18 protein-coding genes and 2 pseudogenes are annotated in these 25,051 nt (G+C 37.1%); 17 read left to right on the top strand and 3 right to left on the bottom strand.

The window, feature by feature from the left end; translation table 11 throughout:
- Positions 1–22: 22 nt before the first annotated feature.
- The 4 genes from purH (at position 23) to glgD (ending at position 5,283) form a co-directional block, all read left to right on the top strand.
- Positions 23–1,573, top strand: coding sequence for a bifunctional phosphoribosylaminoimidazolecarboxamide formyltransferase/IMP cyclohydrolase (gene purH, locus PATL70BA_RS03055; protein WP_330510192.1), 1,551 nt, complete (start codon positions 23–25; stop codon positions 1,571–1,573).
- Between the two features lie 207 nt (positions 1,574–1,780).
- Positions 1,781–2,644 (top strand): class II fructose-1,6-bisphosphate aldolase, encoded by an 864-nt coding sequence (fba, locus tag PATL70BA_RS03050; protein ID WP_125135997.1) that lies wholly within the window; start codon positions 1,781–1,783, stop codon positions 2,642–2,644.
- A 241-nt stretch (positions 2,645–2,885) separates the two neighbouring features.
- A complete protein-coding gene (locus PATL70BA_RS03045) occupies positions 2,886–4,169 on the top strand; it encodes a glucose-1-phosphate adenylyltransferase (RefSeq protein ID WP_125135996.1) in 1,284 nt (427 codons plus the stop codon).
- The gene (gene glgD, locus PATL70BA_RS03040) at positions 4,162–5,283 is read left to right on the top strand and encodes a glucose-1-phosphate adenylyltransferase subunit GlgD (RefSeq protein ID WP_125135995.1); all 1,122 of its coding nucleotides are present in this window, start codon (positions 4,162–4,164) and stop codon (positions 5,281–5,283) included. Before PATL70BA_RS03045 ends, glgD begins: the two co-directional genes overlap by 8 nt.
- A 607-nt stretch (positions 5,284–5,890) precedes the next feature.
- Here glgD and PATL70BA_RS17195 read toward each other — a convergent pair.
- Positions 5,891–7,567: pseudogene (locus tag PATL70BA_RS17195) on the bottom strand (IS1634 family transposase).
- A 481-nt stretch (positions 7,568–8,048) separates the two neighbouring features.
- Here PATL70BA_RS17195 and PATL70BA_RS03030 point away from each other — a divergent pair.
- The 3 genes from PATL70BA_RS03030 to PATL70BA_RS16700 are packed head-to-tail and all read left to right on the top strand — an operon-like array spanning position 8,049 to position 9,624.
- Entirely contained in the window at positions 8,049–8,507 is a 459-nt protein-coding gene (locus tag PATL70BA_RS03030) for an NfeD family protein (protein WP_125135994.1), read from the top strand.
- Positions 8,508–8,518: 11 nt separating this feature from the next.
- Entirely contained in the window at positions 8,519–9,490 is a 972-nt protein-coding gene (gene floA, locus PATL70BA_RS03025) for a flotillin-like protein FloA (RefSeq protein ID WP_125135993.1), read from the top strand.
- 11 nt (positions 9,491–9,501) lie between these two features.
- Entirely contained in the window at positions 9,502–9,624 is a 123-nt protein-coding gene (locus PATL70BA_RS16700; RefSeq protein WP_279233217.1) for a hypothetical protein, read from the top strand.
- Between the two features lie 221 nt (positions 9,625–9,845).
- Here PATL70BA_RS16700 and PATL70BA_RS17190 read toward each other — a convergent pair.
- Positions 9,846–11,561: pseudogene (locus PATL70BA_RS17190) on the bottom strand (IS1634 family transposase); the annotation flags it as partial.
- Positions 11,562–12,046: 485 nt separating this feature from the next.
- Here PATL70BA_RS17190 and PATL70BA_RS03015 point away from each other — a divergent pair.
- Both PATL70BA_RS03015 and ppdK read left to right on the top strand, forming a co-directional pair.
- The gene (locus PATL70BA_RS03015; RefSeq protein WP_125135992.1) at positions 12,047–13,435 is read left to right on the top strand and encodes a glycine--tRNA ligase; all 1,389 of its coding nucleotides are present in this window, start codon (positions 12,047–12,049) and stop codon (positions 13,433–13,435) included.
- A 324-nt stretch (positions 13,436–13,759) separates the two neighbouring features.
- Positions 13,760–16,384, top strand: coding sequence for a pyruvate, phosphate dikinase (gene ppdK, locus PATL70BA_RS03010; RefSeq protein WP_125135991.1), 2,625 nt, complete (start codon positions 13,760–13,762; stop codon positions 16,382–16,384).
- A 52-nt stretch (positions 16,385–16,436) separates the two neighbouring features.
- Here ppdK and PATL70BA_RS03005 read toward each other — a convergent pair whose 3' ends face one another.
- Positions 16,437–16,673 (bottom strand): hypothetical protein, encoded by a 237-nt coding sequence (locus PATL70BA_RS03005; protein ID WP_125135990.1) that lies wholly within the window; start codon positions 16,671–16,673, stop codon positions 16,437–16,439.
- 151 nt (positions 16,674–16,824) lie between these two features.
- Between PATL70BA_RS03005 and PATL70BA_RS03000 the strand changes: the two genes are divergently transcribed.
- The 8 genes from PATL70BA_RS03000 to folP all read left to right on the top strand — a co-directional run bounded on the left by PATL70BA_RS03000 (position 16,825) and on the right by folP (position 25,050).
- Positions 16,825–19,383 (top strand): bifunctional diguanylate cyclase/phosphodiesterase, encoded by a 2,559-nt coding sequence (locus tag PATL70BA_RS03000; RefSeq protein ID WP_172596076.1) that lies wholly within the window; start codon positions 16,825–16,827, stop codon positions 19,381–19,383.
- A gap of 135 nt (positions 19,384–19,518) precedes the next feature.
- Positions 19,519–20,382, top strand: coding sequence for a tRNA 2-thiocytidine biosynthesis TtcA family protein (locus PATL70BA_RS02995; RefSeq protein ID WP_125135988.1), 864 nt, complete (start codon positions 19,519–19,521; stop codon positions 20,380–20,382).
- A 38-nt stretch (positions 20,383–20,420) separates the two neighbouring features.
- Entirely contained in the window at positions 20,421–21,008 is a 588-nt protein-coding gene (folE, locus tag PATL70BA_RS02990) for a GTP cyclohydrolase I FolE (protein WP_125135987.1), read from the top strand.
- A gap of 8 nt (positions 21,009–21,016) precedes the next feature.
- A complete protein-coding gene (locus tag PATL70BA_RS16180) occupies positions 21,017–21,589 on the top strand; it encodes an anthranilate synthase component II (protein WP_172596075.1) in 573 nt (190 codons plus the stop codon).
- A 7-nt stretch (positions 21,590–21,596) separates the two neighbouring features.
- Positions 21,597–22,991, top strand: a complete 1,395-nt coding sequence (gene pabB / locus PATL70BA_RS02985; protein WP_172596074.1) for an aminodeoxychorismate synthase component I — start codon at positions 21,597–21,599, stop codon at positions 22,989–22,991.
- Positions 22,988–23,755, top strand: coding sequence for an aminotransferase class IV (locus PATL70BA_RS02980; RefSeq protein WP_125135986.1), 768 nt, complete (start codon positions 22,988–22,990; stop codon positions 23,753–23,755). Before pabB ends, PATL70BA_RS02980 begins: the two co-directional genes overlap by 4 nt.
- Entirely contained in the window at positions 23,752–24,234 is a 483-nt protein-coding gene (locus tag PATL70BA_RS02975; protein WP_125135985.1) for an HD domain-containing protein, read from the top strand. Before PATL70BA_RS02980 ends, PATL70BA_RS02975 begins: the two co-directional genes overlap by 4 nt.
- A 3-nt stretch (positions 24,235–24,237) precedes the next feature.
- Positions 24,238–25,050, top strand: a complete 813-nt coding sequence (gene folP / locus PATL70BA_RS02970; protein ID WP_125135984.1) for a dihydropteroate synthase — start codon at positions 24,238–24,240, stop codon at positions 25,048–25,050.
- Position 25,051 lies beyond the last annotated feature (1 nt).

Below are 25,051 nucleotides of genomic sequence, written 5' to 3'. Positions count from 1 at the left end.
TACAATTAAAGGAGTTATGATTATGAGAGCATTAATTAGTGTTTCAGACAAGACGGGCATTGTAGAATTTGCAAAAGCTTTAAGAGCATTAGACGTAGACATTATTTCCACGGGCGGAACTGCTAAGGTACTAGAAGCGGAAGGCGTTGAGGTCATTGGTATATCGGATATCACCGGGTTTCCTGAATGTCTGGATGGTAGGGTCAAGACATTAGATCCACACATTCATGCAGGACTATTGGCAAGACGTGATAACAAAGAGCATATGGCGCAAATCGAAAAACTGGGTGTAACACCCATAGATCTTGTTGTCGTGAATTTATATCCTTTTAAAGCAACCATTTTAAAAGAAGGTGTACAGCTAGACGAAGCCATAGAAAACATTGATATTGGTGGACCGACCATGTTACGATCTGCAGCAAAAAATTATCAAGACGTATCGGTTATTGTTGATCCGGCAGACTATGAAGTCGTGCTTGATGAATTAAAGACTGGAAAAAAAGTAAAAAAGGAAACCAATTTCTACTTAAGTTCAAAGGTCTTTGAGCATACCAGTAGCTATGATACACTCATTGCTACTTATATGAGGAAGCAAAGAGGCGCAACTGAATTACCGGAAGTAATGACCATGACCTTTGAAAAAGTTCAAGACATGCGCTATGGGGAAAATCCCCACCAACAAGCAGCTTTTTACAAAGAAGTTGGGAATACAAAAGGTATGCTAACCGATGCCGTTCAGCTTCATGGTAAAGAACTCTCTTTTAACAACATCAATGATACCCATGGTGCCCTTGAATTATGTAAAGAGTACACTGAACCAACAGTTGTAGCCTGTAAGCATGCAAATCCATGTGGCGTTGGTAGTGGTACAGATGTATACGAAGCATATATGAGAGCTTATTCCTCAGATCCTAAATCCATTTTTGGTGGCATCATCGTAGCCAATAGGGAAATTGATTCAAAAACAGCCCTTGAAATCAACAAAATATTCATCGAAATCGTTGTAGCACCAAGTTATAGTGCAGAAGCCCTTAAGCTATTAAGAGAGAAGAAAAATATTCGCTTATTACAACTTGAGAACATTGAAGTGAAACAACCAGATACTGCCTATGACTTAAAGAAAGTCAGTGGTGGGTTGTTGGTTCAAACCATAGACAACGTGTTATACGAAGGTGCGTTAGAGGTTGTAACGGATCGTAAACCAACACCTGAAGAGATGGAAGATCTGAAATTCACTTGGAAAATCGTGAAATATGCTAAATCCAACGGAATAGCCATAGGTAAAAACAAGCAATCACTTGGTGTCGGACCGGGTCAAGTCAATCGGATTTGGGCTTGTAATCAAGCTATTGATCACTGTAAGGAAGCTCTCGGTGATGGGATATTAAAGGGTGCATCTTTGGCCTCTGATGCTTTCTTCCCTTTTTCGGATTGTGTAGAGGCAGCAGCTGCTGCGGGCATTACAGCCATCATTCAACCTGGCGGATCTATGAAAGATCAGGAATCCATTGATGCATGTAACAAATATGGTATAGCTATGGTCTTTACTGGCATGAGACATTTTAAACACTAAGACTAAAAAAAGACATGTTTTATTGGTCATTATTTCAAAGCAAAAAACCTTCATATATGGTTGTTTTATGATATAATTTGTTAGAACCTAAAACATATGAATAGATGGTGAAGGTGCTAAATATATTTTAGTGCTTAACCATATATGAAACAATAAAACAGATGGCGTTTAAGATTTAGCCATCCCAATAAAATGGAGGTAATGAATATGTTAGTATCTGCAACGGAGATGTTGAGAAAAGCGAAGGCAGGGAAATACGCAGTAGGACAATTTAATATCAATAATTTGGAATGGACAAAAGCGGTTTTATTAACGGCACAAGAGAACAATTCACCGGTTATTTTAGGTGTATCAGAAGGTGCCGGTAAGTATATGGGTGGATACAATACCGTTATGGGTATGGTCAAAGGTATGATGAAAGATCTTAATATTACTGTACCTGTTGCGGTTCATCTGGATCACGGTTCATTGGATGGTGCCAAAAAATGTATTGAAGCCGGATTTACTTCAGTTATGTTTGATGGTTCTCATTACGATATCGATGAAAATGTAGAAAAAACCAAAGAAATTATAGAATTGGCACATTCAAAAGGTATTTCTGTAGAAGCGGAAGTTGGCTCTATTGGTGGCGAAGAAGACGGTGTCATCGGAAACGGTGAAATTGCTGATCCACAAGAATGTAAAAGAATCAATGATTTGGGTGTAGATATGTTAGCAGCAGGTATTGGAAACATTCACGGTGCCTACCCTGATAATTGGGCAGGTCTTAGCCTAGATACGCTTGAAGAGATTCAAAAGTTAACAGGCGACCGTCCTCTTGTACTGCATGGTGGTACTGGTATTCCTGATAAGATGGTTAGAGATGCCATTACTTTAGGCGTATCTAAGATTAATGTTAATACAGAATGTCAATGGACTTTTGCAGCAGCAACAAGAAAATATATTGAAGAAGGAAAAGACAAAGTTGGCAAAGGTTTTGACCCTCGTAAATTACTTGCACCAGGTTTTGAAGCGATTAAAGCAACAGTAAAAGAAAAAATGGATTTATTTGGATCAATTAACCAAGCATAATTGATCATGTAGAATGAAAAGGAGTGAATCATTAAGGTTTGCTCCTTTTTTATGCTTATAAAAATGCAAAAAAGACGTTTTAGAGAGCAATTAGGACAAATAAGACAGCTCCATATTCCTATAAGTATACATGTTTTTTTATTGGTATAACTTTAAGCTTTATGTTAAAATAGTAATATGTAGTCTAGGCTTTATGTTAACACAAAGTTGTAAAGACACGTAATAGAAGGGAGAGGTTAAAATGGCAACTAAAGAATTAGTGGGCTTACTACTCGCAGGCGGACAAGGCAGTAGATTAGGCGTATTGACATCATCAACTGCAAAGCCAGCCGTTCCATATGGTGGTAAGTTTAGAATCATTGATTTTCCTTTAAGCAATTGTATCAATTCTGGTATCGATACAGTAGGTGTATTTACCCAATATGAGCCTTTAGAGTTAAATGCCCATATCGGCATCGGTAAACCTTGGGATTTAGATCGTAATAATGGTGGTGTTACAATTTTATCACCCTATCTGAAGTCGGAGAATAACGATTGGTTTACAGGAACAGCTAATGCAGTGTACCAGAATATCCACTACATTGATAAGGTATCACCGGAGTATGTGGTCATTTTATCAGGTGACCATATTTATAAGATGGATTACGCTAAGATGTTAGCGGCGCACAAGAAAAATGAAGCCGACGCTACAATATCTGTTTTTGAGGTACCGATTGAAGAAGCTAGCCGTTTTGGACTTATGCATACTGATGCAACCAATCGTATTTTAGAGTTTGAAGAAAAACCGGCTAAGCCTAAGAGCAATTTAGCATCTATGGGTGTTTATATTTTTACATGGGAAATTTTACGAGAATACTTAATTCGTGATGATCATAACGAAGCATCTGAAAAAGACTTTGGTAAGAATATTATCCCAATGATGCTCGATGAAAACAAAAGAATGTTTGCTTATGCTTTTGAGGGCTATTGGAAGGATGTTGGTACCATTCAATCCTATTGGGAATCCAACATGGATTTAATCGAGCGTGTACCGGATTTTAATTTATTTGACCACAATTGGAAAATATATACAACCAATCCAGTTATGCCTGCTCATTATATAGGACCAAATGGTAGTGTGAAAAAATCAATAGTCGCAGAAGGTTGCATGGTTTATGGAACAGTTAGAAATTCGATTATTTTCCCGGGTGTCATTATAGAAGAAGGCGCATATATAGAAGATTCTATCATTATGTCCAATTCAGTCATTGGTAAAAATGCTAAGATTTATAAAAGTATTCTTGCTGAAAAAGTGGTTGTAGGTGAGGGCGTAGAAATGGGTGTTGGTGAACTGGTGGTCAATACAATTAAGCCTGATATTTACAACACAGGTATTAACGTTATTGCCGAAAGTGCTTTCATACCGGATCATGCCATACTTGGAAAAAATGTCGTTATCCACAAATGCGTTGATGCCTCAGACTATGCTACATTGAATATAGCTTCCGGCGGAACAGTATTTAAAGGGGGTACGAGACATGAGTAGAGTTTTAGGAATCATTATCACAGGTGGAAGAAAAGAAAGCATGAAGGAATTGGTGGCAAAAAGATCAGTGTCTGCGATACCGGTAGGTGGAAAGTACAGAGCGATTGATTTTGTTTTATCTAATATGATTAACTCCGGCATTGATAAGGTCGGTGTTGTAACACAATACAGCTTCAGATCTCTCATGGACCATCTTGGAGCAGGTAAGGAATGGGATCTTGATCGTAGAAATAACGGTCTGTTTATGTTCCCGCCATACTTAGCAGGAGAAAATACAGGTTGGTACAGAGGATCTGCAGATGGTATGTACAGTAATATTTCCTTTTTAAAAAGGAGTACAGATGAGTATGTCATTATAGCTACAGGTAACTGCATCTATAAAATGGACTTCAATCTCTTAGTGGAAGCTCATGAAAAACAGGAAGCAGATATCACCGTTATGTACCGAGATATGTCCGACTTTGACCCGGTTGAACTTAAGGAGTTTGGTATCATTAAGCTTGATGACAAAGGACGCATTGTTGATCTGAGAGAAAAACCTGAAACGCCGGATGGAAAATTAGCATCTCTTGGTGTATATATTTTGAAGCGAACATTACTCATCGAACTTCTTGAAGAGAGCGAAGCGCATGGTCATTATGATTTTGTAAAAGATATCCTAATCCGTAAATTGGATAAGCTTAACATAATGGGGTATGAATACAAAGGCTATTGGCGTTCATTAAGTTCAATATCTATGTTCTACAATTGTAATATGGATATGATTAACCCAGAAGTTCGTCAAGAATTATTCAATACGGATGGCAAGGTTTTTACGAAAGTAAAAGATGAGACACCTACAAAATACAATGAAGAAGCAGTGGTTAACCATTCTATTGTTGCGGATGGTTGTATCATTGAAGGTGAAGTTTACGACAGTGTTTTATCAAGGGGTGTCAAGATTGGTCGAGGTGCAGTTGTTAGAAACAGTATTATTATGCAAGATACTGTGATTGAACCCAATGCGACTCTAGATTATGTGATTCTTGATAAAGAAGTGATTGTCAAAGAAGGTAAAACTCTAAAAGGGGAGCGAAGTTTCCCGATTATTGTAGGTAAACATGTGGAAATCTAATAAATAGGTTTTGTGTCAAAGCAGGGCTAAACCTAATATGTTATGTGATGATCAGGGTCTCTAGGCGAATAAAAGCTTAGAGACTTTTTTTACTCTTAAAAAATTATAAAATCAAAGTTTATTGAAGGCCGTCCCATGAAAACCCTTCCACAGTGTGTATAATTACGGTCTCCGATTGGTGCATCCATGCACCAAAAGTCGACGGTCAGCATCCATGCTGACTAACTCCATTATACACACTGCCTCCAGGAACTTCATGGTCGATGTTGGCCAACTGGTAGCATTTATTTTTTTAAGTTGCTTAAATTGAAAAGAATACGTACCGAGTATGAAGTTCCAGCTAATCCACGGATGGGTTTTCATAGGACAAGTTGAGATAACACAAAAGAACTCACTTCATGGGACCCCCTTCAAAAACAAATTTTAACTTGCTATTATTATTATAAAGTTTTCCAACTTTGCAAAAGAATTTAAACTTCCTTAATAATTAGCCAGACAAATATATGTTATAATCCTGTCTTTGACAGTTGTGAAACAGAAAAAGCTTGAAATCCCTTATAAATAGGGGCTTCAAGCTTTTATATGTCATTAATTTTGCGTACTTTTTTTACTTTTTAGTCTTTTTGTATATATTTTTCATTTCTTTGTCGCTGACAATCTGATAGTCTGTTCTAAATCCATAGGTATCATGTAGTGCATCTGTAAAATCAGTACGTGTATAGGTCGGAATAAAACCCTGTCCAGGAACGCAATAGAAGTTCATATCCTTTAACTGGCCGACGATTTCGTTCGTTGTAAACTGGTTGTCTAGGTCTTTCTCCAGATATCTATATAAAACAAGTGCTAGAAAACAGGTTGTAAAATGCGCTTTTATACGGTCGTCTCTTTGAAGATAAACAGGTCTTGCTTTAAACTCGCTCTTCATAATTCTAAAACATTCTTCAACTTCCCAACGTCGGTGGTTAATTCTAGCTATTTCAGAAGCATCTTCGTCAAGGTTAGTACATACTGCATAGAAGCCGTCATAGATACTTTCCTCAGCAACAGTATTTGAATTAAGATGGTAAAGTGTCTCTTCTGCAACTTCACCATCACTTGTAACATTGGTGGAAGCGATAAATCGTTTATAATCATTTTGTCTTTTCTTACCTATACTTTTTGGGTTAGTGCTAATGAGTTTTGTGGCACGTTCAAGTTGTTTGTTTCTGATCTGACGTTGATAATAACGGTATTTAAGAGAAAAGGTGACAATCAGTTTTGCTCAAGATCATTCTCTTTAATCCATCTCTCTTTATAAAAGGTCATATTCTTATATTGCTCACAAAGACTTTCATTTTCATCAAACAGGTTTAAATCAAAGGTTTCTTTGGAATCATTGTGCCTCCATCCAGTTGGTTCTAAAGCCCACTCTTTTAAAAACTGCTTAAGTTTTTTGATGGATTGAGTTGTAATAAAAGAACGTCCATTTATATTATTAAACTTCCTATTTGCATTTGAAGATAAGCCGGCATCAGTACATACAACAAACTTGGATAGTTTGAAGTCTTCGATAATTTGCTTTTCTAAAGGCTTTAGAGTCACCTGCTCATTGGTATTGCCACTGTGAATGTTAAAAGCGAGAGGAATACCATCTCCATCCATAAACAAGCCCATTTCTACAATAGGGTTAGGACGGTTTTCTTTGGAGGGTCCATATTGTTTAAGGCCATCTTCTTGTTCAATCTCAAAAAGTAGTTGGTACAGTCATAATAAAGAATTCGATCATTACGTTTAGAAACTGCTAGACTGTTTTGTAAAGCTGTGATTGTATGAAATCGGATTCCTTAGCGATAACTTCTAAAGACCTGTAAATGTTCTGTAATTCAAAGTTTGGCTGTTCGAGAAGACGTTTAGAAGATTCAAAGGTGCAAAGCTTGGAAGAAGGAAAAAGAATTCTTCCGTAAATCAAACGAGAGAGAATACCGTTAAGGTCATAGGTGAACTTGTGCCTTGAAGAAATATCGTTACAAATCTTATGAAGCCCTAACTGGTAATAAATCTGTTGAAGAAAAAGATAGCCACCGTTGTAGGAACGTTGAATCTCTTTATCAATAAGCGTGGATTGCCTAAGCTTGATAATAACCTCACGTTTTTGTTCTTTTTCTTGGCGATTAAGATCTTCGATATACTTTTTGGCCCACTCTATGGGATTAGCACCATTTAGCTTTTTTTCTAAATCAGAATATCTGCCAAGTTTTTCGACGGTTCTAGTTTTTTGTTTTCCATCAACATAAATAGTTTCTATGACATATAATAATTGAACATTTTAGAATTTACAACTTTCAGCCTCATAACAACACCTCCTAATACCCTATATTATATCATAGAACGTAGTAGAACGTAAATGAAAAGAGTAGAATTTGACAAAAAAATAAGCCTAAATAGGCTTGTTATAAGGTTTTCGCTGTTTTAGTTACTTCGGCAAGTGTCAAAGACCCGGCTTAAATTGAAAAGAATACGTACCGAGTATGAAGTTCCAGCTAATCCACGGATGGGTTTTCATAGGACAAGTTGAGATAACACAAAAGAACTCACTTCATGGGACCCCCTTCAAAAACAAATTTTAACTTGCTATTATTATTATAAAGTTTTCCAACTTTGCAAAAGAATTTAAACTTCCTTAATAATTAGCCAGACAAATATATGTTATAATATAGAAGTAACAAATGAAAATAGTATTCATAATCCTATGCATAATAGGCAAAAAAACCTAAAGGAGGTAGCTTATGGAAACATTACCCATTCTCCTCATAGCCAGCGGCATTCTATTGTTGATCGCCGAAATCTTTATACCAAGTTTTGGTGTCACAGGCGGGATTGGCATAGTTGCAATTCTAGCCGGGGTTATAATGACAACCAATACAATTGCTGAAGGCGTTGTGATGTTTTTGGTTATTTTACTGGTAGCCATTATTCTCATGTATTTGGCTTATAAATTCATTGCTGCAAAAAGAAGCCCCTTAATTCAAAAGGCTCAACTAAATGAAGAAATATTAAAAAGTGATTTAAGCCTACTTGTTGGTAAAACCGGAATAGCTGTAACAGCACTAAGACCAACAGGCAAAGGTGATTTTGATGGTTTGGAACTGGATGTCTTAACAAAAGGTAGTTTTATACAAAAAGGTTCCAATATTTTAATTGCAGAAGTGGAAGGTAAAAAAATTTTTGTTAAAGGTATAGAATAGGAGGTATTTATATGGAACAACCCATTGGTATGTTACTCATAGTTTCGTTGGTGGTACTGTTTTTAGCCATATTTTTTAGCGTCATCCCGGTAAGATTGTGGATTGCTGCTATAGCATCTAATGTAAAAGTCAGTATAGCCGGATTAATAGGTATGAAATTACGCCGTGTGAAACCGAATCTTATCGTATTACCCTTGATTCGAGCGGTCAAAGCAAATATAGATGTGGATATTAATCAATTGGAATCACATTTATTGGCCGGTGGAAAAGTCGGTCGGGTTGTGGATGCGCTTATAGCAGCCCACAGAGCTAAGTTGGACTTAACATTTGAACGAGCAGCAGCTATTGATTTGGCAGGTCGTGATGTACTAGAAGCGGTCAGAATGAGTGTAACACCTAAGGTAATTGAAACACCTCTCGTTGTGGCGGTAGCCAAAAATGGTATTGAAGTCAAAGCATTAGCCAAAGTAACCGTTCGAGCCAACCTAGAAAGACTGGTTGGTGGTGCTGGTGAAGAAACCATCATTGCAAGAGTTGGTGAAGGTATTGTTACCACAGTCGGTTCAAGTGAAAGTCATAAAGAAGTTCTAGAGAACCCGGATATGATCTCAGAACGTGTCTTAAATAAAGGGTTGGACTCTGGAACGGCATTTGAGATTCTTTCAATAGATATTGCAGATATTGATTTAGGTAAAAATATCGGTGCAAGACTTCAAGCAGAACAAGCAGAAGCAGATAAACAAATCGCTCAAGCAAAAGCAGAGGAGCGACGTGTGTTTGCCATCGCAAGAGAACAAGAAATGAAGGCACTGGTTGAAGAAATGAACGCTAAAGTAGTTGAGGCTCAAGCACAAGTACCACTTGCCATAGCGGAGGCATTTAGAAAAGGTAATATTGGTGTGATGGATTATTATAATCTAAAGAACATACAAGCTGACACCACCATGCGAGAATCCATAGGTGATAGTGACAAAGAAATATAGGAGGCATGGTTATGAGAAGCCTAAAAAAAGAACTAAAAAACATGACCAAGACAGATCTTAGGAAAGCCATGCTACTAAAAGAAATACTTGGAAAACCGAAAGCTCTGGAAAAAAAGATTATAAAGAATAAGTAATACATATATAGCACTAAGATACAAAAATGATGGACGCAGATAAGGAACTTTGGCATGTTCTTTATCTGTATCTTTTTGCCTGAGGCTTCTTCTTGACAGTCTGACTTTCCTATGATATATTCCTGTCTTTGACAGTTGTGAAACAGAAAAAGCTTGAAATCCCTTATAAATAGGGGCTTCAAGCTTTTATATGTCATTAATTTTTGCGTACTTTTTTTACTTTTTAGTCTTTTGTATATATTTTTCATTTCTTTGTCGCTGACAATCTGATAGTCTGTTCTAAATCCATAGGTATCATGTAGTGCATCTGTAAAATCAGTACGTGTATAGGTCGGAATAAAACCCTGTCCAGGAACGCAATAGAAGTTCATATCCTTTAACTGGCCGACGATTTCGTTCGTTGTAAACTGGTTGTCTAGGTCTTTCTCCAGATATCTATATAAAACAAGTGCTAGAAAACAGGTTGTAAAATGCGCTTTTATACGGTCGTCTCTTTGAAGATAAACAGGTCTTGCTTTAAACTCGCTCTTCATAATTCTAAAACATTCTTCAACTTCCCAACGTCGGTGGTTAATTCTAGCTATTTCAGAAGCATCTTCGTCAAGGTTAGTACATACTGCATAGAAGCCGTCATAGATACTTTCCTCAGCAACAGTATTTGAATTAAGATGGTAAAGTGTCTCTTCTGCAACTTCACCATCACTTGTAACATTGGTGGAAGCGATAAATCGTTTATAATCATTTTGTCTTTTCTTACCTATACTTTTTGGGTTAGTGCTAATGAGTTTTGTGGCACGTTCAAGTTGTTTGTTTCTGATCTGACGTTGATAATAACGGTATTTAAGAGAAAAGGTGACAATCAGTTTTGCTCAAGATCATTCTCTTTAATCCATCTCTCTTTATAAAAGGTCATATTCTTATATTGCTCACAAAGACTTTCATTTTCATCAAACAGGTTTAAATCAAAGGTTTCTTTGGAATCATTGTGCCTCCATCCAGTTGGTTCTAAAGCCCACTCTTTTAAAAACTGCTTAAGTTTTTTGATGGATTGAGTTGTAATAAAAGAACGTCCATTTATATTATTAAACTTCCTATTTGCATTTGAAGATAAGCCGGCATCAGTACATACAACAAACTTGGATAGTTTGAAGTCTTCGATAATTTGCTTTTCTAAAGGCTTTAGAGTCACCTGCTCATTGGTATTGCCACTGTGAATGTTAAAAGCGAGAGGAATACCATCTCCATCCATAAACAAGCCCATTTCTACAATAGGGTTAGGACGGTTTTCTTTGGAGGGTCCATATTGTTTAAGGCCATCTTCTTGTTCAATCTCAAAAAAGTAGTTGGTACAGTCATAATAAAGAATTCGATCATTACGTTTAGAAACTGCTAGACTGTTTTTGTAAAGCTGTGATTGTATGAAATCGGATTCCTTAGCGATAACTTCTAAAGACCTGTAAATGTTCTGTAATTCAAAGTTTGGCTGTTCGAGAAGACGTTTAGAAGATTCAAAGGTGCAAAGCTTGGAAGAAGGAAAAGAATTCTTCCGTAAATCAAACGAGAGAGAATACCGTTAAGGTCATAGGTGAACTTGTGCCTTGAAGAAATATCGTTACAAATCTTATGAAGCCCTAACTGGTAATAAATCTGTTGAAGAAAAAGATAGCCACCGTTGTAGGAACGTTGAATCTCTTTATCAATAAGCGTGGATTGCCTAAGCTTGATAATAACCTCACGTTTTTGTTCTTTTCTTGGCGATTAAGATCTTCGATATACTTTTTGGCCCACTCTATGGGATTAGCACCATTTAGCTTTTTTCTAAATCAGAATATCTGCCAAGTTTTTCGACGGTTCTAGTTTTTGTTTTCCATCAACATAAATAGTTTCTATGACATATAATAATTGAACATTTTAGAATTTACAACTTTCAGCCTCATAACAACACCTCCTAATACCCTATATTATATCATAGAACGTAGTAGAACGTAAATGAAAAGAGTAGAATTTGACAAAAAAATAAGCCTAAATAGGCTTGTTATAAGGTTTTCGCTGTTTTAGTTACTTCGGCAAGTGTCAAAGACCCGGGAACTTTGGCATGTTCTTTATCTGTATCTTTTTGCCTGAGGCTTCTTCTTGACAGTCTGACTTTCCTATGATATATTCATAACAATCGAGTATATTATAGCACGATGAATAAGAGGAGTACTCTTAGATTGGTTTTTCAAGCGAGTTCGGGATAGTGGAAGCCGGGTAGAGACCATAAGAGGAATGGCGCTTAGGAGTGTTTTGATGAAGAGTGGGTATTTTACCAATTAGGGTGGAACCGCGGAAGTGACATGCTTTCGTCCCTTATTACTAGGGATGGCAGGATGTTTTTTTGATATCTTAACATCCATAAATGGATACTGAAAGGATGATAATCATGGAAAAAACAATGGAAAAAATTGTAGCATTAGCGAAAGCAAGAGGGTTTGTATATCCTGGATCAGAGATTTACGGTGGACTCGCTAACACGTGGGACTATGGACCACTTGGCGTTGAACTCAAGAACAATGTTAAGAAAGCTTGGTGGCAGAAATTTGTCAAAGAAAGTCCCTACAATGTGGGTGTGGATTGTGCCATATTGATGAACCCTCAAGCATGGGTAGCTTCAGGACATGTTGGTGGGTTTAACGATCCACTAATGGATTGTAAAGCATGTAAAGAGCGCTTTAGAGCCGACAAAATGATTGAAGATTATATGGAAGCTAAAGGGATTATCATAGAAGACCCTGTGGATTCATGGTCCAATGAAGCTATGAAAGCCTATATTGAGGAGAATAATATTGATTGTCCTTCCTGTGGGAAACATGACTTCACGGATATCCGACAGTTTAATCTTATGTTCAAAACCTTTCAAGGTGTGACAGAAGATGCCAAAAACACCGTATACTTACGTCCTGAGACAGCTCAAGGTATCTTTGTTAATTTTAAAAATGTACAAAGAACATCCAGAAAAAAAGTACCTTTTGGTATCGCACAAGTTGGAAAATCATTTAGAAATGAGATCACACCGGGTAATTTTACATTTAGAACGAGAGAATTTGAACAGATGGAATTAGAATTCTTCTGTAAGCCGGGAACAGACATCGAATGGTTCTCCTATTGGAAAGCTTTTTGTGTCAATTGGCTAGAGGATCTTGGTATGACCAAAGATCATATGCGGGTTAGAGATCATAGTCCTGAAGAACTCTCCCATTATTCTAATGCAACAAGCGATATTGAATTCCAGTTCCCCTTTGGCTGGGGTGAATTATGGGGTATTGCCTCAAGAACGGACTTTGATTTAACCCGTCACCAGGAACATTCCGGTCAAGATTTGACGTATTTTGATCAAGAAACCAATGAAAAATATATACCTTACTGTGTGGAACCTTCTCTTGGAGCGGATCGTGTTACATTAGCTTTTTTATGTGAGGCTTATGATGAGGAAACCTTGGAAAACGGTGAGGTGAGAACGGTATTAAGATTCCACCCAGCCCTTGCACCGATGCAAATGGCCATCCTACCCCTTTCTAAAAAGCTCAACGATGATGCACAAAAGGTTATGGATTTGCTGAGCAAGTATTATAATGTGGAATTTGATGACCGACAAAGTATCGGTAAACGTTACAGACGTCAAGATGAGATTGGTACACCATTCTGCATCACGTATGATTTTGAATCCAATGAGGACCAATCTGTAACGATTCGTCATAGAGACTCTATGGAGCAAGAACGGGTAAAAATTAGTGAACTTCTTCAGTATTTTCATGACAAGTTTGATTTTTAAGAAGTGCACAATCTAAAATATAGGCAACATATGTACGGATTATATAAAATAGACAAAAATTTAACGAAAATGCCCTGTTTTTCGTCAAAACCTTTAAATAGCTATTAGGAACCATAAAAAATGGCAATTTAGGGTACACATTTTGTCTTGTTGTGTTATAATATATAAGGGCAAAAGATGTGATTTTGCCCTTATATAGGTGTGTGTGAAAACAGGCATAACCCTGTTTACAATAAACGCAACCGACTAGGGTGGTTTTTATGTCATTTGTTAAAGAAGGCAACCTGAAACGTTGACAATTAAATTTATTTAGGAGGACAAAGAATGAGCAAAAAGTTTGTTTATATGTTCAGTGAAGCAGATGGGTCCATGAAAAACCTGTTAGGTGGTAAAGGTGCGAATCTTGCTGAAATGACTAAATTAGGACTTCCAATCCCTCAAGGATTTACAGTTTCTACTGAAGCTTGTACTAAGTACTATGAAGACGGAAAGAAGATTACTGACGAGATTACAGCTGAAATTAAAGCATCATTGGCAAAACTTGAAGAAATCACCGGAAAAACTTTTGGTGATAACAATCGACCATTATTGGTTTCTGTACGTTCCGGTTCAAGAGCATCTATGCCAGGTATGATGGATACAGTTCTTAACTTAGGTCTTAATGATGTATCTGTAGAAGGTTTTGCTGTAGCAACAGGAAATCCAAGATTTGCTTATGATTCATACAGAAGATTTATCCAGATGTTCTCAGACGTGGTTAAAGGTCTTCCAAAATCACAATTTGAGCGTGTACTTGATGAAATTAAAGAGTCAAAAGGTTTTGAAAATGACTTACAATTGTCAGCAGATGACCTTAAAGAAGTTGTAGAAGCTTTCAAAGCTCTATATGTTAAGCATGAAGGTTCAGAGTTCCCACAAGAGCCAGTAGAGCAACTTATGGCTGCAATTAATGCAGTATTTGATTCATGGAACAATGAAAGAGCAGTGATCTATAGAAGAATGCATGATATTCCTGGTAGCTGGGGAACTGCAGTTAACGTTCAATCTATGGTATTTGGTAATATGGGTGATACATCCGGTACAGGTGTTGCCTTTACAAGAAATCCATCAACAGGTGAACGTGGTATTTACGGTGAGTATTTATTAAATGCTCAAGGTGAAGACGTTGTTGCCGGTATCAGAACACCAGAACCTATAACAAGACTTGAAAATGATATGCCAGAAGCATATGCAGAATTTATGAGACTTGCTACTAAGCTTGAAAATCATTACAAAGATATGCAAGACATGGAATTCACCATTGAAGATAAAGTACTTTACTTCTTACAAACACGTAATGGTAAGAGAACAGCTCAAGCAGCCCTTAAAATAGCGGTTGATTTGGTTGAAGAAGGATTATGTACAAAAGAAGAAGCACTCATGAAAGTAGATCCAAAACAATTGGATCAATTGCTTCACCCTAACTTTGATGTAGAAGCATTAGCAGCTGCAAAAGTTTATGGTTCAGCACTTCCAGCTTCTCCAGGAGCAGCAGCAGGACAAGTATACTTTAACGCAGATGACGCAGTTGCAGCAAAAAAACGTGGTGAGCGTGTAATCTTAGTTAGACTTGAGACTTCACCAGAAGATATTGAAGGTATGGACGCAGCACAAGGTATCTTAACAGCACGTGGTGGTATGACTTCTCATGCAGCAGTTGTTGCTCGTGGTATGGGTACTTGCTGTATATCTGGTTGTGGAGAAATCAAAATCAACGAAGCAGCAAAAACATTTACTCTAGGTGGAAAAACTGTAGCGGAAGGTGATTTCATTTCACTTGACGGTTCAACAGGTAAAATCTATCTTGAAGATATCAAAACAGTGGATCCTGAAATCAGCGGCGACTTTAGTAAGTTTATGGGTTGGGCAGATGATGTAAGAACACTTAAAGTAAGAGCAAATGCTGATAGTCCTAAAGACGTTATTAATGCAGTTGAGTTTGGCGCAGAAGGTGTTGGTCTTTGTCGTACAGAGCATATGTTCTTTGAAGAAGACAGACTTCCAAAAATCCGTCAAATGATTGTATCCAATACAGTTGCTGAGAGAGAAGCTGCTCTAGCTGAGTTAATTCCTTTCCAAAAAGCAGACTTTAAAGGTATGTACAAAGCACTTGCTGGTAAACCAATGACAGTACGTCTTCTTGATCCACCACTTCATGAGTTCTTACCTCAAGAAGAAGGCGATATTAGAGAATTAGCTAAAGAAATGGGCTTAACTTTTGAAGCGTTAAAAGAAACAGTAGAAAGCTTACACGAGTTCAACCCTATGCTTGGTCATAGAGGATGTAGACTTGCAGTAACTTATCCTGAAATAGCAGTTATGCAAACACGTGCGATTATTGAAGCAGCTGTTGAAGTTATAGCTGAAGAAGGTATTGACGTTATCCCAGAGATTATGATTCCTCTTGCTGGTGAAGTTAAAGAGCTTGCATATGTTAAGAATATCGTCGTTGAGACAGCAGAAAAAGTAATCGCAGAAAAAGGCGTTAAGCTTAAGTATCTTGTTGGAACCATGATTGAGATTCCACGTGCTGCTTTAACTGCAGATTTGATTGCAGCAGAAGCTGAGTTTTTCTCATTTGGTACCAATGACTTAACACAAATGACATTTGGTTACTCAAGAGACGATGCTGGTGCTTTCCTTGATGATTACTACAAAAAATCCATACTTGAATCTGACCCATTTGCTAGACTTGACCAAACAGGTGTTGGCCAGTTAGTAGAAATGGCAGTTGTCAAAGGTAGATCTGCTAGACCTGACATCAAGCTTGGTATCTGTGGTGAGCATGGTGGAGACCCATCATCCATCGAATTCTGTCACAGAGTTGGACTTGACTATGTTTCTTGTTCACCTTTCCGTGTTCCGATTGCTAGACTTGCAGCAGCACAAGCAGTATTAAACAACAGATAATCATAGAAATCAAAAAGCCTTCGCATATGCGAAGGCTTTTTTAATTGACTTCCTATTCCCATTGGCTAAGCAACAATTCAGCAGCGGCAATGGTGGCTGATTGCACCGCTTCTTGAACTTCACTTCTTCCTAACCAATTGTTACCGTGATTGTCATAAAGACTCTCGAGAAATCGCTTCAAGTCAAATCGAGTATATTTTGGGTCGTTTTGCCTAGCATAATTGAGTTGTTGATACACCAGTTTAAAGGTTTCTTCATATTTCATATCAATGGATGCATCTGTAAACATATTGTGATATCCTCCTTATAATATTATGGCTGAATTGGATTATATCACAATATGAAATTATATGTCAATCTATGTTGCCCAATATACAATATAATGATAGAATATTCTTGTGTCTTATAAAGAAATAAATGGGGATTGGATGGACATTAATATGAAAAATATCTATTTTTCAAATAAACAGATTATAATTGTATGTTTGACGATATTTATAAGTTTAGTACTTGATTTGAAAACATTTGCTATGCAGGAGGGCTCTCAACATAACTATGACTATCCCCATGTCTTGCTGATTAATTCCTATCATAAAGGCTTTGGCTGGACAGATACACAAACCGATGCAATCATTAAGCGTTTCAAAGAGTATAATGAGAATATAATTGTATCTGTAGAATATTTGGATTGGAAAAGATACCCTGATGAAGATAATTTGTCGTTTCAATATAGTCTCCTTCAACACAAATACAAATATGTTACCACAGACGTTATTATTACAACCGATGACATGGCTATGGAATTTGCTATTCAACATAGAGATGGAATTTTTGCGGGGACCCCGATTGTCTATACCGGTATTTTAGAGGAATCTGCTATTAGCCGTACGAAAGGTGTAGAGGATATAGTTGGTGTATATGAGGTCTTAGATGCCACAGGTACTGTGGACCTAATGATGGAACTTCAACCTGAAATCAAGCATATTTTTGTAGTTTGTGACGCTACAGAAAGTGGGAAAGATGTCAGTGCAGAGATTGGTGAGGCAATAGATCAATCAGATTTTGATTTATCTTATAGAATACTGGATGATTTAAGCTATGAGGAAATCAAGACGTTACTGAAAGAACCTCAAGCAGGTAGTGCTGTCATTATGGGTACTTTCACCATGGACAGCCAAGGTAAACAAAAATCAAATGAAACCTTTTCGAAAGAGTTGGCAGAGCTTACAACACTTCCCATGTATTCAGTCTACGAATATTTATTGGGTTATGGTGTTATTGGAGGTAGTTTGTTAAGTGGCACGATGCAAGGGGACTATGGCGCTGGTTTGGCAATCGAGCTTATTGAAGGCGAACCCATTAAATCTTTGAAGACAGTCGATACAAAATCCTTTTATTATGGTTTTGATTATAAGTATCTTGAAAAGAACAATATTGAAACACATAATTTACCAGAAGGAAGCGTTGTCATCAACCGTCCGGTATCGTATTACGAATTACATAGGGAAATTATTTTAATCTATTCCGGTATTACGCTGATACTGTTAGCCTTTGTAATCATTTTAAGCTATAACGTTATAATGCGAAAAAAAGTACAGAAAGATCTAGAAGTAGAGCATGTAGAGCTGCTATCGACCTATGAAGCATTAACGGCGTCAGAAGAGGAACTCAAAGCTCAAAATGAGGAACTCATAGAACAACAGGAAAAAATAAACTATTTAGCATATAATGATTTCTTGACAAAACTGCCGAATCGTCTTCATATGGAGGAATATTTTGAAAAATTGATTAAGAATTCCGATAGACTTCATACAAAAGTGATGATGGCCTTTATTGACATAGACAATTTTAATTATATTAATACAGCCCATGGCCACCAAATAGGCGATCAATTGTTACAAGAAGTTAGTGATATATTTAAATCTTATGTACAGGATATAGGTACGATTGGTCGTATTGGTGGTGATGAGTTTATCTGTCTCATTGCCATAGATGAAAGCTTTGATTGTAATAATTATATTGATGGTTTAATGGATAAAATTAATAACAGCTTAGAAATCAGTGGAAAGCAATTGTTTGTTACAGCAAGCATTGGTTATGCTATTTATCCTGATGATGGTATGTCCTATGATGAACTGCTTATTAGAGCGGATATGGCCATGTACAAAATGAAGTCAATAGGTAAAGCTAAAGCAAGTCGCTTTGACCTCAAGATGAATCAGGAGATGTCAGCAAAGATTAATCTGACCAATGCATTAAAACATGCATTAATAAAAAATGAATTTCATTTAGTCTATCAACCACAATATAACAGTAAAACCAATACTATAGTTGGTTATGAAGCCTTGCTTAGATGGAACAGTCATATTTTAGGATCTGTGCCACCTTTTAGTTTTATTCCGATAGCAGAGTCAACCGGTGATATCGTAGAAATCGGGAAATGGGTTATAGAAGAAGCTGCAAGATTTGCTAAACGCATCAATGGATTAAATCGTGATTTTATAAAAGTTGCTGTGAATATTTCAGTCGTTCAGTTATTACATTCAGATTTTGTTGAAATTGTAAAAACCATTATTAAAGCTGAAGGGATTAACTCTAAGTGGCTTGAATTTGAAGTGACAGAAACGGTTCTAATCAAATCCTTCGACTTGGTGAGCCGACAATTGAAGATGTTATCTGAAATAGGTATTGATATTGCCTTAGATGATTTTGGTACAGGTTTTTCATCTTTAACTTACCTCAGAAAGCTGCCCATTTCCACCCTTAAAATTGACAAAGCTTTCATTGACGATATTCTAAATGAAGGTGAGAATCATTTTTTTACTAGGGCGATTATCGATATAGCTCATAAACTAAACTTTAGGGTTGTAGCAGAAGGTGTTGAAGAACAATTTCAATTGAACTACTTAAAGACCGTAGATTGCACTACAATTCAAGGCTACTTGTTTAGTAAACCACTCCTTGAAGAAGATGCGCTAGAATTACTTCGGAATTATTAGTGCATATAGAGCCTAAAAAAGCTAAAATGCTTTTGCTTATTTCCTAATGGATCAACGAACTTGACATTCATTGTCTCACCATGTAGTATAGCAATAGAAATCAGTCTAAAGGGTGACTAATAATAGGAGATCATTATGGCAGAATCATTACAAGGTAGTGGGTGTTCGTTAACCATTCCCACAGTCCCGTTAAAATCGGTAAAAGATATAGAACGCAGTATTATTAAGACATATAGGAAAGAGATATGGTCAAGATTTATAAAGGCTGTAAAAGCATTCAAATTGGTTGAAGAAGGCGATCGAATCGGTATTGGTGTATCCGGTGGTAAAGACAGTTTGTTGTTATGTAAGTTGCTTCAGGAACTTAAAATCCATGGTGATGTTAAATTTGAAATTGAGTATCTGGCTATGAATCCGGGTTATCATATTACCAATGAAGAAAGACTTAAAGAAAATTGTCAGCATTTGAATATTCCCATCACCTTTTTTGATTCCGGAATTTTTGGCATTGTAGACGCTATTTCCAGTGATTATCCTTGCTACTTATGTGCAAAAATGCGAAGAGGTGCTCTTTATGCCAAGGCACAAGAACTTGGCTGTAACAAGTTGGCCTTAGGCCATCATTTTGACGATGTCATCGAAACCCAACTTATGAATATTTTTTATGCAGGGACGACGAAGACGATGATGCCAAGACTTAAATCCTTAAACTTTGAAGGCCTTGAGTTGATTAGACCCATGTATTACATACATGAAGAAGATATCATAAGGTTTACCAATAACGCTGGTCTTATGCCTATGAATTGCGGTTGTGTTGTGGCGGCGAAGAAGACCTCCAGTAAACGTCGTGAAATGAAAGAACTCATTGCCAAGCTAAAAGAAAACAATCCGGATATAGACAAATGTATTTTACAGTCTGCACATAATGTTAATATGGATTGTATTGTTGGGTGGCAGTCGAATGGTCAAAAACATAGTTTTTTAGATGCCTATGAGTAAGAACTCAGAATATTTTGTGTTCTTAAGGAGAATATGACATGATAGATAAAAAAGCAATCGAGGACCACATAAGAGGCATACTCATAGCACTTGGTGATGACCCAAATAGAGAAGGTCTAAGAGACACACCAACGCGTGTGGCAAACATGTATGCAGAAGTATTTGAAGGTATGGCCTATACCAATGATGAACTTATTGAGAAATTAGGTGTGACTTTTGATGAAGAGGAAATATATGATAACAGTAAACAAGACATGGTGCTCATGAAAGATATTCAATTGTTTAGTTACTGTGAACACCATTTGGCCCTTATGTATAATATGAAGGTAGCCGTAGCTTACATACCTAACAAGAGGGTCATCGGTCTTAGTAAGATTGCACGTATTGCAGACATGGTGGGGAAACGACTTCAGTTACAGGAACGCATTGGGGCTGACATAGCTTATATTATGAGAAAAGTCACAGATACAGAAGATGTGGCCATCATTATAGAAGGTGAACACAGCTGTATGACCACAAGGGGGATTAAAAAACCAAATACCAAAACAATTACGACAACTTTAAGTGGTAGATTTGAAGAGAATATGGAAATCTATCAGAAGTTGATGGCACTTTATAAGGTATGAGGTGAAGCATGTTTTTAATGATTGATAATTATGATTCCTTTGTTTATAACTTAGTTAGATACGTAGAAGAACTCGGTGAACACATACTGGTAAAGAGAAATGATGATATAAGCATTAAAGATATTAAACAGTTGAAACCAAAGGGTATCATTCTTTCTCCTGGCCCTAAACGACCGGAAGATGCAGGCATCTGTTTAGAAATCGTAAGAGTTTTTGGCGGCGTCATACCCATATTGGGTATATGCCTTGGTCATCAAGTGATTGGCCATGTCTATGGTGGTCATGTAACTAAAGGAAAAACACCGGTACATGGAAAGATTTCAGCGGTCTATCATAATGAGAAAGATTTATATGAAGGATTAAGCTTGCCTTTTTATGCAACGCGGTATCATTCACTCGTCGTTGAAGAGAAAAATTTGCCGTCTTGTCTAGAAGTTACAAGTCGTTTGGAAGATGGGACAATTATGGGTTTACGCCATAAAACATATGAAGTCGAAAGTGTACAGTTTCACCCTGAAGCGGAACTGACAGAATATGGTCATGAGTTATTACATAATTTTATTAGAAGCTGCCACAGATGAGGTTCAAATGAGAGTAGATGTGAAAGAGATTACAACAGAGCTTTCATCTTTTGATATATTTAGTTTGTTTAAAGATGAAAAGGATATTATTTTTTTAGATAGCTCAAAGGATTCAGAAAAATTAGGCAAACACTCATTTATTGGGTTAAATCCTTATAAAAAAATAATCTATAACCAAGGACTAACAACCATAAATGGACAGATGATAAGTGGTGATCCTTTTATAATCTTAAAGGAACTCATAGAAGCCAACCCTATTCAAAATACATATGATTTGCCTTTTGTTGCAGGATGTATGGGTTATTTATCTTATGACTTGGTGAGAGATATGGAGAAAATACCAGAGATTGCAAAACCCATTATGGAGATGCCTACTATGGTATTTGTGTTTTATCATCATCTTTTGATATTTGATCATCACTGTCACAAAACCTATTTATCTGTTTTTTATCCGGACCAAAAGGAAAATCATGAAGCAACTTTCAATTTTGAGGATAAAACGACTCAAATTATGCATACGATAAAATCCGGTCCTCCTACTCTATACGGTAACACTGTAGAGGAAGCTGTGACATTTACTTCCTGCTTTGATGCGTCTACTTATATGAAGGCAGTAGAAAAAATGAAGGAGTATATATTAAACGGTGACATATACATTGCGAATATGACCCATACCTATACAGCTACAACTCAGCGTAATGCTTATGACATATATAAATCTTTAAGACAAGTGAATCAAGCGCCTTTTAGTGCATTTATGAATCTGGATGACACAGAAATACTGTGTTCATCGCCGGAGAGATTCATGCAGATTAGAAACAATTGGGTGGAAACCAGGCCGATAAAAGGAACACGTCCACGAGGCAAGACGGAAGAAGAAGACGAAGCCAATCGATTAGCGCTTGAAAAAAGTGAAAAAGATAAATCTGAATTGCTGATGGTGGTGGATTTGGAACGTAATGACTTAAGCAAAGTATGTAGACCCTATACGGTTAAAGTGACGGAGTTATTCGGTATTGAATCTTATGCAACTGTACATCATTTAGTAGCAACCATAGTGGGTAAGCTGAAGCAGGAAATGACAGCAGTAGACTGTATAAAGGCTTGCTTTCCGGGAGGTTCTATTACCGGAACACCTAAGATTCGGGCCATGGAGATTATCGAGGAATTAGAACCAACGAGACGGCACTTGTATACAGGTTGCATTGGCTATTTTGGATTTGATGGGAGCGCAGACTTTAACATTGTTATTCGAACCATCATTAAACAAAAAGAGCGGATAGCCATTGGCGTAGGTGGCGGTATTACATGGGAATCAGATCCAGAAGCTGAATATGAAGAAACTTTAGATAAGGCGAGGGCACTTTTTAAAGCGGTTCGACTTAAGGAGGTAGATGTATGATGATCAATAATACAATTGTAGACAATGATACTTTGCTTCCTGACCGAGGTTACTTTTATGGCTATGGCGTTTTTGAAACCCTAAGGGTCATCAACGGTACGATCATATTTTTAGAAGAACATCTGTCTAGATTAAACAAAGGATTAATGTATTTAGGTATACAAAAAGCGATAAATGAGAAGGAAGTTAAAGCGGCAATAAGAGCCTTGTCATGTGATAACGGTGTTATAAAAATAAATGTTTCAGAGGAAAATACAGTTTTTACTACACGACCTTTGAGTTATGGTCAAATGCACTATGAAGAAGGGTATAGATTGACCTTATCAAGGGTTAAACGCAATCCAACCAGCCATACGGTTAGTATCAAATCCATGAATTATTTAGATAATATTATTGAGTTAGAAAAGGCGAAAAAGCATGGGTTTAGCGATGCTCTTTTTTTGAATATACATAATGAAATATGCGAAACGGCAGTAGCCAATGTATTTATTATAGAAGGTAATAAGATTATTACACCGGAGGCTTCTTCAGGCTTGCTTAGAGGCATTATGAGACAATGGGTTATGAACACTTACCCCGTCATGGAAGAAAAGCTAACATTGAGTCGTCTCTTATCAAGCGAAGGTGTTTTTGTGACCAACAGTGTCATGGGTATTATGAAAGTCATAGCTCTAGATGAGGTTACATTAAATCAACATAAGATGGTACAAGAAATCGCCAGTAAGTACGGGGAAGTAATAGATGGAATGGGTAGGAATCTATGAAGAAGATACAGAACATTTATGATCATAAGGATTACCAGCATTATTTAAATGAAATTAATAAAATGGAAATCAGCCGTGTGTATTGTAAACATGATATGGCCCATTTTCTGGATGTGGCTCGAATTGCTTGGATTATGTGTTTGGAAAATGCGTTAAAATATGATAAGACATGGGTCTATGCTTGCGGCCTTCTTCATGACATCGGAAGAGGGTGTCAATATGCAACAGGTGAGCCACATGAAATAGCCAGTGTAAGAATTGCCAAGGGTATACTAGAAGATGCCGGATTTGAAGGAGATGCCATAAAAGTCATTTTAAAAGCCATAGCTAACCATAAAAATGAAACCATTTCCAATCAACTGGATTTGGATGGCATACTCTACAGAGCTGACAAAGCTTCAAGGGCATGCTATACATGTGGATCAATAGAAGCGTGTAATTGGAGTAATGACAAGAAAAATCTAAAAATCGAGGTATAAGGAATGATTATTGGGAAAAAGAATTTTGATTTTCATCGTCACGTCTACATTATGGGTATTTTAAATGTGACCCCTGATTCATTTTCAGATGGGGGAAAATTTATTGGTGAAAAAGATGCAAAATCACAAGTGGAAAAAATGATTCTTGAAGGGGCAGATATCATTGATGTCGGTGGAGAATCCACTCGGCCCGGACATGTCTTTGTGGATGAAGAAGAAGAAATACGTCGCGTGGTACCTGTCATCACAATGATTAAGGCAAATTTTGATACGGTTGTATCAATAGATACATCAAAAGCCATGGTGGCAAAAGCCGCACTTGATGCAGGAGCCGATATGGTTAATGACATATGGGGACTTAAGAAAGACCCTGAAATGGCGAATGTGATTGCAGCCTACAATGTACCTTGTTGTATCATGCACAACCGTCCAAAAGGTGGTTATGATGATTTGATCATTGACATGGTCAAAGATTTGGCAGGTAGTATTGAGTTGGCAGGAAAAGCCGGTATCAAAAGAGAAAATATCATTATTGACCCGGGTATAGGATTTGCCAAAACACGGGAAGAGAATCTTAAAATCATGGGCGAGCTTAGAGTATTTAATCACCTAGGTTATCCCCTACTTCTTGGGACATCTAGAAAATCACTTATAGGCGGAACACTCGACTTACCGGTTCATGAGAGGATTGAAGGCACTTTGGTAACCACCGTCATTGGACTTCAGTCGGGAGTAGCCATATTCAGAGTTCATGATGTACTGGAGAATAAAAGAGCCATAGATATGACCATGGCCATTATGAAAGCAGGTGAATAAT

The sequence above is a fragment of the Petrocella atlantisensis genome, from assembly GCF_900538275.1.
In the GTDB taxonomy this organism is placed as follows: Bacteria; Bacillota; Clostridia; order Lachnospirales; family Vallitaleaceae; genus Petrocella; species Petrocella atlantisensis.
The sequence above is the reverse complement of the archived record's forward strand: the minus strand, read 5'-3'. Positions and strand labels throughout refer to the sequence as shown.

Bases quoted from the DNA above. Each gene is read 5' to 3' on its own strand.
- purH (WP_330510192.1), top strand. From the start codon at position 23: ATGAGAGCATTAATTAGTGTTTCAGACAAGACGGGCATTGTAGAATTT.
- PATL70BA_RS02995 (WP_125135988.1), top strand. From the start codon at position 19,519: ATGGCAGAATCATTACAAGGTAGTGGGTGTTCGTTAACCATTCCCACA.
- folE (WP_125135987.1), top strand. From the start codon at position 20,421: ATGATAGATAAAAAAGCAATCGAGGACCACATAAGAGGCATACTCATA.
- folP (WP_125135984.1), top strand. From the start codon at position 24,238: ATGATTATTGGGAAAAAGAATTTTGATTTTCATCGTCACGTCTACATT.
- floA (WP_125135993.1), top strand. From the start codon at position 8,519: ATGGAACAACCCATTGGTATGTTACTCATAGTTTCGTTGGTGGTACTG.
- fba (WP_125135997.1), top strand. From the start codon at position 1,781: ATGTTAGTATCTGCAACGGAGATGTTGAGAAAAGCGAAGGCAGGGAAA.
- PATL70BA_RS03030 (WP_125135994.1), top strand. From the start codon at position 8,049: ATGGAAACATTACCCATTCTCCTCATAGCCAGCGGCATTCTATTGTTG.
- PATL70BA_RS03015 (WP_125135992.1), top strand. From the start codon at position 12,047: ATGGAAAAAACAATGGAAAAAATTGTAGCATTAGCGAAAGCAAGAGGG.
- PATL70BA_RS02980 (WP_125135986.1), top strand. From the start codon at position 22,988: ATGATGATCAATAATACAATTGTAGACAATGATACTTTGCTTCCTGAC.
- glgD (WP_125135995.1), top strand. From the start codon at position 4,162: ATGAGTAGAGTTTTAGGAATCATTATCACAGGTGGAAGAAAAGAAAGC.
- ppdK (WP_125135991.1), top strand. From the start codon at position 13,760: ATGAGCAAAAAGTTTGTTTATATGTTCAGTGAAGCAGATGGGTCCATG.
- PATL70BA_RS16180 (WP_172596075.1), top strand. From the start codon at position 21,017: ATGTTTTTAATGATTGATAATTATGATTCCTTTGTTTATAACTTAGTT.
- pabB (WP_172596074.1), top strand. From the start codon at position 21,597: ATGAGAGTAGATGTGAAAGAGATTACAACAGAGCTTTCATCTTTTGAT.
- PATL70BA_RS03000 (WP_172596076.1), top strand. From the start codon at position 16,825: ATGAAAAATATCTATTTTTCAAATAAACAGATTATAATTGTATGTTTG.
- PATL70BA_RS16700 (WP_279233217.1), top strand. From the start codon at position 9,502: ATGAGAAGCCTAAAAAAAGAACTAAAAAACATGACCAAGACAGATCTT.
- PATL70BA_RS03005 (WP_125135990.1), bottom strand. From the start codon at position 16,673: ATGTTTACAGATGCATCCATTGATATGAAATATGAAGAAACCTTTAAA.
- PATL70BA_RS02975 (WP_125135985.1), top strand. From the start codon at position 23,752: ATGAAGAAGATACAGAACATTTATGATCATAAGGATTACCAGCATTAT.
- PATL70BA_RS03045 (WP_125135996.1), top strand. From the start codon at position 2,886: ATGGCAACTAAAGAATTAGTGGGCTTACTACTCGCAGGCGGACAAGGC.